The sequence below is a fragment of the Candidatus Nitrospira nitrosa genome, from assembly GCF_001458735.1.
Taxonomy (GTDB): Bacteria; Nitrospirota; Nitrospiria; order Nitrospirales; family Nitrospiraceae; genus Nitrospira_D; species Nitrospira_D nitrosa.
Map to the genome: position 1 here is coordinate 1,043,131 of NZ_CZQA01000001.1, position 13,053 is coordinate 1,056,183.

Genomic DNA, 13,053 nt, shown 5'->3' on the forward strand with positions numbered 1-13,053 from the left:
AAATCCGAAACGGTCAGCCGTACATCTTGTTGTTTACTTGCTGTAACCATCAAGGGTGATCTGTTGTGGGCGATGAGGTCAGAGTCCGGGCGTACACCGTGATGCCGCTAGGATGCCAGTAGAGAAATCTCCTGGGAGTATCTAATCATGGTGTCTAGCGGACAAGACTACTGATCCCATTGTGTATTCGGGTAGGTTTGGCAGATCGAGTATCTACCCTCCGAGATTTATCACACCTCAGTAGGGACGAGAGCCGACTTGAGTGATATCGAGGAGGTACCGATGGCTTTTTCGATGTTGAAGCAGGACGGGAGACACTCAAGCAGGCGGTTCTATCGCCAGAGTTACTCATGCCGTAGGACGGCCAGGGGAGGTTGCCCCAGGATCCGGTAGGTACTGAAAAAACCCACAAGCACGGTTAATATGATAGTAGCCGCGCAGCCCGATGCCAGAATCGCTGGGTGAAGGCTCCACGAAAGATCGAACACGGTCTCAAGGACTGCCCAGGAGAGAACACTCGCCAGCACGGTCCCTAACAGCCCGCCCAATGCACCGAGTAAAGCATATTCAACCGCAAACGACTGGGCAATCACCATTCGAGTTGCTCCCAAGGCTTTGAGAATGACCGACTCATACAATCGCCGATAACGAGTCGCAGCCAATGCTGCTGCCATCACAAAGCAACCGGACAAGACACAGAACAGGGCCACCGCGCGAATAGCCAGGGAGAGCCGATCGAGCACCCGCGCGAAGCTCTCGAGCATGTCGCCCATGTTGATAGCCGTCACATTCGGAAAGGCCGTGACCACCGCCTGTTGTAGTACCACTTCTTCGGATGGCGAGACACGAACTGTACCCACATAGGTATGCGGGGCTCCATCAAGGGATCCAGGGGAAAAGATCATGTAGAAATTTGTCGAGAAGTTTCCCCATTCCACCTTGCGGATGCTCCCGATCTCTCCCATCACGAAGACCCCTTGGATATCCACCTCTATCGTATCCCCAATGTTGAGGCCGAGCTGCGTAGCTGCCTCCTCTTCGATCGAAATGAGTGGTGTCGTGAAGGTCTGGCCAGGTTTCCACCACTCGCCCGCGACAACCTGGTTATCTTTGGGAAGCTCCTGCAGAAACGTCAGGACATACTCGCGTGTGAGGTACCATTTTTTTCGCTGTTCCTTTTTGGCTTCAGACTTTTCTTTCTGTTCTTCAGCCTCGGATAATGCTTCGAGCTTGATGGGTTGGCCCTTGATCGAGGCGAGCCGTGATCGAACCAATGGCGTTAATCGAGGAGCTGGGTCGTTGGTCCGTTGATGTAACAGACGAACAAACTCTTCGGTCTGATCGGGTTGGATATCGATGAAGAAGAATGTGGGTGCATCGCTCGGTCGGTTCTCGCCGACTTGCGCAAGGAGCGACCGTTCGACCAGTGACACAGTCGTTACAACCATCACACCGATGCCGATGGCAATGGTGATGCTCACCGCTTGACTTCCAGGTCGCAGTACGTTGCCTAACGCTTGGCGAAAGATGAGCAGATCGGGTCTTGGCCATCTTGTGAGGACGCGGAGCAGAGCGCGGGCCGCGAGCCCCAACAGCACAACAGCTCCGGCAAAAGCTGCGATGAAGAGTGCGCCCACTCGCCAGGATCCGGCTTGCCACACTGACAAGAGCGCCAAGCCCAGCCCGATCCCGATCGACGTGATGCCTTTCCCTTGATCGATCTTTCGCCAGGCCTTCCACCATGGCTGTGGGTTCTGACTGGCCGGAGGGGCCATGGGGACAATCTCTCGACGAAAAATCCGCGCGGGCTTCACTTCACGAATGGTTAACAGAGGCCACAGGGTGAAGAGCAGTGTGGACAACAGGCCCAAGGCCAATCCCTTCACCAGGGGTACAGGCGAAATGCTCAACCCGCCTTCAGTGAATCCCAGTTGGTCCAAGAGGTCCGACGCCATCAAGGCTGCGATCATCCATGGAAGCGCTTGCTGGAGTAAGACTCCGACGACCAGACCGATCAGACTACCGGCGAGTCCGAGCATCATGGCTTGAAGGGCATAGGTGCGGATAATCGTCGGAGAATCAGCCCCGATCGTTTTGAGGATAGCAATGGTCGTCAGCTTTTCTCGCACAAAGGCATGCACAGAGGTCGCCACGCCCAATCCGCCGATAAACAATGCGGTCAACCCAATCAGACCAAGATAGCGGGTCAGCTGGTCCAAAAATTGTTTTAGTTGCGGTTGGGCGTCCTTATAACCCGACACGCGAGCGGCATCCAATTCCAGACGTCCACGCAGCTCATAGAGCAGCGGATCGGTGGGAAGGTTGGGCGGAATTTTCAGCAAATATCGCTCGCGTATGCGACTGCCCACCTTCACCAGCTCAGCTGCATGAAGACCTTCTCGAGATATCAACAACCGGGGGCCGAGGCTGAAGGCGTTGGCCATACGATCCGGTTCAGTTCTGACCACCCCAGTGATACCGAAAAGGCCCTGACCGATTTTGAGGCATTCTCCTATCCGGAGCCCCATCTTGATCAAAAGCGATTCCTGAACGACTACGCCAAAAGTGGGACGACCCTGACATCGACCGGCCTGTTGGTCAAGAAGCTCCGCGAGATTGCCCTGGGGTTCCAAGCGAATCGTGCCATAGAGCGGATATTCTGGTTCCACGGCCTTGAGTTCCACAATTTGTGTCGGCTGCCCGCTTGGGGAGGAATCACTCTTGGCCGCCATCGCGATCAGCTCACTCACATGCGTGAGCGATATCCCGCGTGGACTCAATGAGTCCAAGATCGCCTGCCCTTGGGGGCTGATGGTGCGAGACAGTCGGATTTCAAGATCGCCGCCCAAAAGACTCCGTGCCTCCTTGTTCACGGTCTTTTCCACTTCCGCTCCAAAGAGCGACACTCCGGTCAACGCACCGACGCCAATAGCGATACAGACTAAAAAATAGACAAAGTGTCGCCACGCCGAGCGCGTCTCACGCCATGCCATGGTGAACGTGAAGGGAGTCATGAGCGGAATCTTGAGGGGAGGACAGAAGTCGGATGCTCGGTTCCATAGGGTGGATGATTGACCAATGCGTCGGGAGCAATCCCGTCGGTGATCTCCACAGGCGAGGGTCGGGTGTCGGACTCAACCCGTCCATCGCGAAGAGACAGCACCCGTTGCATCAATGCTGCGAGTGCGACATCGTGGGTCACGAGGACCAAGGTGGTCCCATGATCGCGGTGCAATGACAGCAGCAACTCCACGACCTGTGCCCCGGTGGCACTGTCAAGATTACCCGTCGGCTCATCGGCCAGGAGGATCGGTGGTCGACAGGCAAAAGCCCGTGCGACTGCGACACGCTGCTGTTCTCCCCCCGACAACTGGACGGGATAGTGCCCCATCCGGTCGGACAATCCGACGGCGGAGAGTAGCTCTGCTGCCCGATCCCCGGCTCGCTTCTCCCCGCTCAACTCTAAGGGGACCCCGACATTCTCAATGGCCGTGAGGGTAGGGATCAGGTGAAACGATTGGAAGATGTACCCAATTTTTTCCCGCCGAAATTGTGCCATTCGGCTTTCGGTCATGGTGGTGATATCGGTCCCATCCAGAATAATCGAACCGGATGTTGGGTGGTCGAGCCCGGCCATCAGGCCCAATAGCGTTGACTTCCCACTTCCGGACGGCCCCACAATCGCCACCGACTGTTGAGCTGGAATGGTAAAACTGATGCGATCAAGAATCGTGACCGCCTGTCCCGCAGCGACTAAGACCATTGAAACCTGTTGCACTGAGATCATACAGCCTTGTGTTTCTTCAGAGGAGAGAACCCTCGGAGTGATAGTATACTGTCTGGGATGTAGGTGCGAGTGATGAGTACGTTATGCTGCTCAGTAGAACTCTTGTTCTAATCGTGTTCGCCCTTGCCATAGTCTCCTGGTACCTTACACCAGCAAGGGCTTCCTCCTCCACGCCGGATACCAGACCGAGGATCGTGGCCTTTGGAGACAGTCTGACTGCGGGACTTGGGGTATCAGTCGAGGAGTCGTACCCGGCCCAATTACAACGACGGCTCGATGTACTTGGGTACATGTATCGGGTCATCAATGCCGGGGTGAGTGGTGACACGACCGCCGGAGGCCTGCGACGTGTGTCGTGGATCCTCACGAACAAACCGGACCTCGTCATTCTTGAATTGGGTGCGAATGATGGACTCAGAGGACTCAGCGTCGACCAAACGCAGCACAACCTTCGCGAGATCATCCTGCGGTTGCGAGGGGCTGGTGTGGGGATCGTATTGGCCGGGATGAAATTGCCACCGAATTATGGTCAGGACTACACGACGAGATTCGAAGCCATGTATCGGACTGTGGCAAGAGAACAGCAGGTGCCCTTCATCCCCTTTTTTCTTGAAGGGGTTGGCGGGAGCTCTTCACTGAATCAGGCTGACGGTATTCACCCGACCGGCGAGGGGTACAAGGTCGTCGTAGAGAATCTACTCAAGACCCTCATACCAATATTAAACGAAAAACCACAGAAGCTCAGCCTCTTACTCAACTCTCGTGAGTAAGAGGCTGCTCGTCCAGCTCTCAAGCAACACAAAAATAGCAGACCCTACGGTGGATCCCCAAACCGCGATGGTTTAGGACTTCTTAAAAAACGTGTCGTAGACGCCGTAAATGAGAACGATCGCGATCAGGGTGTAATACAGGCCGGTGACCCCGCTATAATCCGGAGGCCCTTCCGACACATTTGCCATCGCTGGCAATGCTTGGACCAGTAAGACCCCGGTGAAGAGTCCGGTTCGTGAAAATAACTGCATCATCTTCTTCCCCCTTCTAAATCCACAGAAGACAAAAAGTGGCCGTATTTTACTGGACATCGACCGGATGGTGCAAGAGGCAGCACCTGATGGGGAGAAAGGCAAGGAGAAGAAAGAAAAACCCGTTATGGTTGAGGAGTGGTCTTGGCTACGGCTTGAAGTTCCTCGGCGACTTCCTTGAAGGAGGTTGCAACCTTGTCAAAGTGGGACCCTTTCTCTAGAATTTCACGGGCTGCCATACGAATCTGCTCATCGTATTGTGCTACCTCGTTCGTCAATTCTCCGAGCTTCGTGAGACTGGCCCGGTAGGTGCTGACTTCACGTTCAAGATCACGAGTGGTCGTCTGGGCAGTTTTGAGTTCTGCCACGGAGGCCTGGAGCTGTTGCGTGAGGCGTCCGGCATAAGCCTTACGATCTCGCAGTTCTGCCTCTAAAGTCGCTAACACATCCTCTGTTTCCCGGCGCCGATCCTCTAGGCTCTTGATCGCGAGGATCCATGCTGAAACTTCTCCTGCTTCGATGACGGGAGAGGGAGGCAGCGGCTGTTCTTTTTCAATGGCCTTCATCGCTGGCTGCAACCATTCAACAAATTTCAGGATCTCACTTAGTTTAATATCGGCCACGGACGACTGCAAGGTCAAAGGTGAGGGTTTGTGAGAATGGTTGGTCTGTGGCCGGGATGGGGATTCTTTCTGTATGCCCGATGTAGAGGACGCTTGGGGAGTGCTCCATCGATGGTACTCCAGTAAGACTGCGATAGAGTGGCGGCACAAGGGCTCTTCTGGTACGGAGCAGGAGCATGCTGAAAAGAGGTATCCGTCCTTTAGATTGACGTGTTGCTCGTAGAGACCGGCGTTACCGATTACGGTTGACGAGATCTGAGAGTCGCTTGCTTCGGCAATACGGACCCTCTTCTCCGTCACGTATTGGCAGGCGACGTGGTAGGCAGCAGCCTCCGAGACCGCCTGAATCATTTGTGGAACCAACAGATTGAGTCGTTCAGCACAGCAGGGAATTTTGTTTGTCATGGGGTGGGTCCTTGATACTCCTCTGAAGGCCATGATGGCGTCAGTTTGACGACCGACCTGGAGAGTGTCAATTAGTCTTTAGTAGCGTGCACCTTTACCGTAGGGTAACGGGCAACAGTTGGGGAAATAAGACTATTTGCAAGGTTTGGTGGGGTTTGGTTTTCCCATCGGGGTCAACCAGATATAGTCTGCGATGGGATCGTCCAGATGGGCTTGAACGTCTTCGGCCCGGCTTGGTTCGAATGACATCATGTAGACGGTTGTTTGCGTGACGTCGCCGGACAGTCGTCTCGCCACGCGCTTCGGGACTGGGAGACCATATTGGATGTGTCCGCCCCCTGTGTAGCTCAAGATGATGCGGCGCAACCCGTCTGCAGCACGACGGATTTCTTCCTGTCTCTGGACTAGAGTCTTGGCCATACCCTCATCACGGACCATCGACGCCTCATACATCGTTCGATAGTGTTCCTCTGTTCCGCCATGGCACCGACGCAGCTGATCGATGATTTTGGTGTGGTACGCGGGATCATCGACAATCTCTTCTTGCGCCATGCCTGATGCCGCCCACTCGGGTTCGAGTTTCACCGGTTCCAGCCCAAATTTTAGGATGCGGCGGATCAGTGGCTTCGGCGGATTCATGGCACGGACAGGCAGCTGCCGCTCGCGAGCAAACGTGACGAGCGGCCCATAATCGCTAAACTCCCCCCCCCAGTTTTGCTTCCAACGTACCTCTTCCAAAAACTCGTCCGACATTGCCTGGATGCCGGAGACATAGGAGTCCAAGGCTTCTTGACCGTCCCACCCAAACATTTCCATGCCGATGGTGGGGTAAATCCGATCTGCGAGCAGCTGGTTTAAGACTTTCAAGGCGGCTTCGATATGGTAGGGGTTGTGGTGTTCTTCACCTAGATAGATAATCTCTGCCTGCTCCAGAGCCTTAATCCATTCAGGAAAGGCGACAACGTGGCCTGTTCGGGTATCGATGATATGCCAGGGCTGCCATGTCACGGCTGGTTCGACTGTCGGTGAGTCAAGCGGTGGCATGGCACCGCTTGCGGAAGCAATGAGGAGCCAGAGCACGAAACTCAGAGCCAGGACAATCCCCCTACATCGACGCAGGACCAGCCACGCATGCATAGGGCACTCCTACCATACTGCAGCTCAGACGAACAAGCCGCCTTGACGGCAAAGTTGGTGGCCCACTATGCTGGTCCATCGGAAGAGATGTGTGCGTCCTCACCGTCAATGACCTGTTGCCCTCCCCATGAACTCCGCTGACCCATTCGAGTCATTTCGTCGTCACGTTAGTCGGCAGGCACACCGTGTCCCTAAACAGTGGGATGCTTCAAGGGGACTGCTCGAAAAAATGACGTTCACCTCGACGGTTGATCGCCTCATCTCTGCCATTAAAGAACAGCCTCTTCCTGACAGTGTGAAAGCGATCTTGCTCCAATTGTTTGAGGAGAAACGACCGCAGCGTGTGCAAGATCTCGACGGAGAGTATCTCAAACGGGTGACGGGTCTTCCGCCTGCCAAAGCCATGCGGGCACTCACCATTGCATTTGGTTTAGTGCCTGCGCCAACCTCGAAATGGCCGATGAGCTCCCTCTCGAGTGAGGCGATAGAGGGATTAGTGCGTGGCCTTACCAATCCGTTCGATCTCCTCATGCATGCTGATGTGGCCTCTGTGCTCGATATTGGTACGGGGGACCTATCGTTCGCCGAAGAACTCGCCGATCAGTATGGGCCCCAGCTCCATCAGCGCGATCGGCCGCTTATTCTCCATGGGGTGGATCGGCTCGACCCGCAATCACAGTTAGGCGGCCCCCTTCACGCCGATTCAGGTAGACTGCACAGATTACAACAGAGCCAGGAGCTCTCCTTCGCCTTTTTTGGTCATCAAGACGTATTCAACCTGAATGAGCTCGATGGGCGAGACCTCCTCGCGCCGCGTTATACTGTAGCCACCTGTTGGGCTCCGGCCACGCCGACGTTTGCGTACGAACCGAGTCGGCTCTCGCCTGCGGTCATTCACGAGGAGCTGCAACGGACCAAGGGCGCCTTTCGCCTGACGTGCTTTGGGAAAGAACCGGCGTTGGAAGTTCTGCACGGGACTCGTGCCCTGCTCTTCCCACCCTGGAAGTTTGATATCATTGGCCCGCTGGCGTTGCTGCAGCTGCTCGTGCAGCGGGGTTCTCTCGTGGTGCTGGGTTCAGTGGACGACCAGGTGTTTTGGGAAATCCTGGCCCAGTTGCTGGATGATCCACGCTACCGTCCCCAGGACGAACCGTTTCATGCGGGAAACCTTCCTGCCATATTTGGTGGGATCTACGATCAGCTTACGAGCCTACCGATTGGTGCGTCGGTGGTGCTCGCCGACCTAGGAATCCTTCGGCGGCGGTGGCCTCTTGCGGATCTGTCGGCTTCCACAGATCAATCGACCAGGCTCTTTCGCTACGTTCGCATCAGTCGTGGCGCCACCTTCGCAGGCATGCCTGCCAGCAGTACCGCCCGAAAGTTTTCCGCCATGACTGAGGAAGTGCCGCCCTGGCTGCTTACGCTTGTTCCGGCGTAAGTTAGGTGGAATTCAGCGTTGGTGCGATCTCACAGACGTGCGAATCACGCGATTCATTGACCGTCTTCAGGCCCTTTGCTAGACTTCGATCGTGTTCGATCACCACGCGTTTCTCCAGTATTCCAGACTCTAATCCCATCATGACTTCTACGGAGACCATCCGGGCCATTCAGGAGAACATTGCCCGGGTGATCAAAGGGAAACCCCATGTCATCGAGATGTGCCTCGTCGCACTGCTCGCTCGCGGGCATCTCCTTCTCGAAGATGTTCCGGGAGTCGGCAAAACCACACTGGCTCATAGCCTTGCACGATCGTTGGACTGCTCGTTCAAACGCATTCAATTTACAAGCGATCTGCTGCCGTCTGACATTGTGGGCGTTTCGATTTTCAATCGGCAGAAGCAGGCGTTTGAGTTCATCCCCGGACCCATTTTCGCCAACATTGTCCTGGCAGATGAAATCAATCGTACGACGCCGAAGACTCAGAGCAGCCTGTTGGAGGCGATGAGTGAGGCGCAGATTTCGTTCGACAATAAGACGTATCCGCTCAGTCCGCCGTTTATGGTCATCGCGACACAAAACCCTGCCGAGTATCATGGAACCTTCCCACTTCCGGAGTCACAACTCGACCGGTTCTTGATGAGGCTGCGCATCGGCTATCCGGCACCGGAAGAGGAGAAGAAAGTTCTTGAACGAGCCTCATCTCTGCACCCAGCTGAAGAGTTGCTCCCACTGTTGACCGCTCCAGAGGTGGTCCAGCTTCAGGACCAGGTCGACAAAGTCTTTATGGAGGAAAGCCTGACCGACTATCTCCTAGCCATTGTCCAGAGTACCAGGCAGTCCGAGCTCCTGGCCCTCGGGGTGAGCACAAGGGGAGCGCTCGCATTGAGTCGCGCTGCGAAAGCCCTGGCGCTCGTGCGCGGACGAACTTATTGCCTGCCGGACGATATTAAAGAGCTCGCTCCGATCGTGCTGTCTCACCGCATCATGGTGGCACGTCAGGCTGGTCTTCACCAACGAAGTTTTGAGCAAGCTGAACGCATCATCCGCGATTTAGTCGACACGATTCCTGTGCCGGTCTAGTCTGCATTATTCATGAACAGATCTGTTGCAATTGCCGATTCGCTGTTGCGACAGACCGGTAGCCTGCGGGTTTGTCCCACGGACTTCCGACGTCCTGCACGAGTACGTCTCAGCTCCTCCGGGCTCCGCGAGATGGGCTTACAACGCGGCTTGGCGATTTCTCGACGAACCGTGATGAATGATACGGGACCGTGCGTCTCTGTCCTTTGGTAGCCCTCTCAGAGTTGGTGGGATATGCCGTTTCAGTTGCCGACGTTCACCCATCGAGTCTTCCGGTATCGCTCCACACGGATCACGTCAGAAGGGCTCCAATTCCTGATCTTTGTGCTGGCAATCGGTATTGCGGCCATCAATACCGGGAATAACCTGTTTTATCTGCTCCTGGCCATGATGTTGAGTCTCATTCTGATATCAGGCGTTGCGGCGGAATACTGCTTACGACGACTTGAAGTCCGACGACATCTGCCGGATCTCTTCTTTATCAACACTCCGGTCACCACTGCGATCGTGGTCAAAAACAGAAAGTCGCGATTAACCAGTTTTTCGCTGACCCTGAGTGATGTCAGAGACAATCAATGCCTCTCCCCGAACCTGGAGATTCACTCCCTTCCTCCGGGCGCCAGTCAGGTGCTCTCCTACCAGCTAACTCCTACGCATCGTGGAAAATTGCTGTTGAACGGTGTGCGAATCAGCACGGAGTTTCCCTTCGGGCTTTTCACAAAACGGGCGTTCTACCCGCTGGAGGACACCGTCGTGGTGTGTCCTGAGCTCCGGCCGGTTCATGAACGTCTTCTGCGTGGTCTCTTCGCTGCGGGGTACGAACTGGCCGTTCATCGACGGGGGCACGGCAACGATCTCTACAATCTTCGCCTGTACCAGGCAGGAGATGACTCCCGAAGTATTCATTGGCCGACGACGGCACGGACCTCCCAGTTGACCATTCGAGAGACCGAGGCAGAGGAGCAACGCCGCGCGATCATCTGTGTTCCCACAAGCGCTCCGGCGAGTCATGACGCCCCGTTTGAGCGCGCAGTCTCGTTAGCTGCGTCTCTGGTTCAGCATTTGACTCACCACGGCTACTCCATCCAATTGCGTCTAGGGTCAGAGCGCTCGTCGTTTGGCCAGGGAGAAGCGCATCGTCTTGACCTCCTTCGTATGCTGGGCCTCTGCCAACGAGTCACTCCTACGGCAGAGTCCATGAAGCAGGACAACTGGACGGACGCTCATTCCACGGTTGAAGGAGGCGGAGCGGTGATTGTCATACAAGCCTGGTCTGAATCTGATGCAGGAGAGACTGAGCTTCCGTATATTCTGATCGATGGGGAACTCATTCCTGGAGCAGGCCATGCTGCTTAGTCAGGCTCTTCATTTAACCTCCATCCTGCTGGCGTCTGCGTCCTTCATTGGACTGACGTTGGGGGCCGGGTTACCGGAGTGGCTGGCCGCACTGACCGGCGCGACGTTGATCGCAGTGCTCCTACGAAATATGGGAATGAAGCCGGTCGATCGACTGACCACGCAGATGCCCGTGTCAGCAATTGGATGGAATCTGATCGTGCTCGGCGGTTTTGTGGGCTTTTGGATCGACCTCTTGTGGGTCTCCGGTGATCTACTTCCAGCCGGGCTACACTTCTTGATGATTCTGATGGTCATCAAGCTCTTCAACCTCCGACTTCGCCGCGACTATCTGCATCTCTATGCGATCAGTCTGGTCGCAATGCTCGCCTCAGGATCTCTCACGACGGATCTGTGGTTCATCCCGATTTTTTCGATCTATCTTCTCGCCGGAGTCTGGACCCTTCTTCTGTTTCAGTTGACCAAGACGTCGGAGGTCAGTGGCAATGCCTGGATGCCCGCGTCTATCCGACCTGAGAGTCATGAAGGAGGCCACCGGGTTTCCCCGCGACTTTTTTGGATAGCGAATGGGTTGGCCTTTGGGGCCTTCCTCATAACCGTGATCATCTTCTTCACCATCCCACGGGTCAACGCGGGGATTTACCAGAAAGGATTTGGGGAAAATCTTCGCATGTCTGGGTTTTCCGATAAGGTGAACTTAGGTGCGATCGGATCCATCAAGCGGGACCCCAGTATCGTGATGCGAGTCGAGTTGCCCAGGAGCCCGCTTCATGATGCCAGACCACTCTATATTCGAGGGATGTCTTTCGATCGGTACGATGGCAAGGTGTGGACGAATCAACTGAGCTATCGACGGAGTCTCATCGAGGAAAGCCCTGGTACCTTCACGTTTCGGGGAAAACGAACGGTCTCGCGGTCTCAGCTTGGTGAGGCGATCCAACAGAAAATTCTTCTTGAGCCACTGGATACGACGGTGTTGTTTGCCGCACCGTTTATCGAAAGCGTAACAGGGATGTTCCCCAGTCTCTTCTTTGACGCAACCGGTGCGGTCTATTTACCCTTTCCGAGTTCGTCCCGAATCGAATATACCGTCGTGTCTCGTTCTAATGTGCTGGTCCCGGCGGATCTCGGGTCCGAGTCCGGGGTTTATCCCGAATCGGTGGTCAGGCAGTATTTGCAACTTCCCTTTCAGTCGGATCGCATCAAGACATTGGCGGGAGAAGTGACGGAGAGGCAACAGGGCCCATATGAAAAGGTTACGGCGATTCAAGCGTATTTAACCCGTAACTACCGTTACAGTCTGGATGCACCGCTTGCCGAGCAGCAGCAACCGCTCGAAGAATTTCTTTTCGCGAGAAAGACCGGGTACTGCGAGCACTACGCCACAGCGATGGTCATTATGCTTCGAACCATTGGAATTCCCGCTCGTCTGGTGACAGGCTTCATGGCCACGGAATGGAACGAATACGGAGATTACTACGTCGTCAGACAGCAGGACGCCCATGCGTGGGTCGAAGTGTATCTGCCGCATTCCGGGTGGATCAGGATGGATCCAACTCCCACCGAAGACAATCCAACGGCTGGAGGCTCGGTATGGAAAGTTCTTGGACCCATCGTGGATAACATCAAGCTCCAATGGAACCGATTGTTCGTACAGTATAGCGCAGCCGATCAACTGGCCGTGGTTCGGGAATTAAAAGCCGAAGGGATGTCGGTCCGAAACAAAGCGCTGGATTCTATGACTGCCCTGTTCGGCGTCTTCATGACGCTTTTGAGTGGGGTCGTGACCCACGATCTATCTCAGGTCAGGATTGGGCTTCTGGGAGAGTTTCTTGGCTTCGCAGTGATAAGTCTAGCCATCCTTTTCTGGTTACGTAGGAGGCGACCGTGGGCAGCCTGGAGTCCCTGGAAAAAGGATCAGGACAATGAACTGGTCATCGCGCAATACTACCGTCGCATGCGTACCTATCTGGCCGGGCAGGGTTTTTCAAGCTCTACGGCTATCGCACCACTTGAGTTGGTCGAGATCACTCAAGCTCGCTGGCGGGAAGCCCATTTTGCGGTGGCGTCGATTACAGAGCTGTATTGCCGGACCAGGTTCGGTCATATTCCGCTTACTCATGAGGACTTGAAGCGTGCGGAAGACCACCTCCATCGCCTACTGGAACTAAGGAAAGCGCCTCTGTGACGCTCTAAGCCCCGG

The 13,053-nt window shown here is 55.2% G+C and carries 10 protein-coding genes; 5 read left to right on the forward strand and 5 right to left on the reverse strand.

Features of this window, described 5'->3' with window-relative positions; genetic code table 11:
• Positions 1-344: 344 nt before the first annotated feature.
• Together COMA1_RS04985 and COMA1_RS04990 are read right to left on the reverse strand one after the other, a co-directional pair.
• The gene (locus COMA1_RS04985; RefSeq protein ID WP_090744623.1) at positions 345-3,014 is read right to left on the reverse strand and encodes an ABC transporter permease; all 2,670 of its coding nucleotides are present in this window, start codon (positions 3,012-3,014) and stop codon (positions 345-347) included.
• Positions 3,011-3,787: an ABC transporter ATP-binding protein gene (locus COMA1_RS04990; protein WP_090744626.1), complete on the reverse strand. Its 777-nt coding sequence runs from the start codon at positions 3,785-3,787 to the stop codon at positions 3,011-3,013. The genes COMA1_RS04985 and COMA1_RS04990 overlap by 4 nt, the downstream gene beginning before the upstream one ends.
• Before the next feature lie 83 nt (positions 3,788-3,870).
• Between COMA1_RS04990 and COMA1_RS04995 the strand changes: the two genes are divergently transcribed.
• Positions 3,871-4,557 (forward strand): arylesterase, encoded by a 687-nt coding sequence (locus tag COMA1_RS04995; protein ID WP_090744629.1) that lies wholly within the window; start codon positions 3,871-3,873, stop codon positions 4,555-4,557.
• Between the two features lie 72 nt (positions 4,558-4,629).
• Here the strand turns inward: COMA1_RS04995 and COMA1_RS05000 are convergent, their stop codons facing one another.
• The 3 genes from COMA1_RS05000 to COMA1_RS05010 form a co-directional block, all read right to left on the reverse strand.
• On the reverse strand, positions 4,630-4,812 hold the full coding sequence (locus COMA1_RS05000) for a hypothetical protein (RefSeq protein WP_141654224.1): 183 nt from the start codon (positions 4,810-4,812) through the stop codon (positions 4,630-4,632).
• A gap of 122 nt (positions 4,813-4,934) precedes the next feature.
• Positions 4,935-5,837, reverse strand: a complete 903-nt coding sequence (locus tag COMA1_RS05005; RefSeq protein WP_090744635.1) for an SWIM zinc finger family protein — start codon at positions 5,835-5,837, stop codon at positions 4,935-4,937.
• Between the two features lie 132 nt (positions 5,838-5,969).
• Positions 5,970-6,974, reverse strand: coding sequence for a ChaN family lipoprotein (locus tag COMA1_RS05010; protein ID WP_090744638.1), 1,005 nt, complete (start codon positions 6,972-6,974; stop codon positions 5,970-5,972).
• A gap of 127 nt (positions 6,975-7,101) precedes the next feature.
• On the opposite strand from COMA1_RS05010, the gene COMA1_RS05015 reads away from it, so the two are divergent.
• The 4 genes from COMA1_RS05015 to COMA1_RS05030 all read left to right on the forward strand — a co-directional run bounded on the left by COMA1_RS05015 (position 7,102) and on the right by COMA1_RS05030 (position 13,038).
• Positions 7,102-8,412: a hypothetical protein gene (locus tag COMA1_RS05015; protein WP_141654225.1), complete on the forward strand. Its 1,311-nt coding sequence runs from the start codon at positions 7,102-7,104 to the stop codon at positions 8,410-8,412.
• Between the two features lie 140 nt (positions 8,413-8,552).
• Positions 8,553-9,494: an AAA family ATPase gene (locus COMA1_RS05020; protein WP_090744644.1), complete on the forward strand. Its 942-nt coding sequence runs from the start codon at positions 8,553-8,555 to the stop codon at positions 9,492-9,494.
• A gap of 234 nt (positions 9,495-9,728) precedes the next feature.
• Entirely contained in the window at positions 9,729-10,850 is a 1,122-nt protein-coding gene (locus COMA1_RS05025) for a DUF58 domain-containing protein (RefSeq protein WP_090744647.1), read from the forward strand.
• Positions 10,840-13,038 carry a transglutaminase TgpA family protein gene (locus tag COMA1_RS05030; protein ID WP_176697864.1) on the forward strand — a complete coding sequence of 733 codons (2,199 nt, stop codon included), beginning with the start codon at positions 10,840-10,842 and terminating at the stop codon, positions 13,036-13,038. The genes COMA1_RS05025 and COMA1_RS05030 overlap by 11 nt, the downstream gene beginning before the upstream one ends.
• Positions 13,039-13,053: the final 15 nt, after the last annotated feature.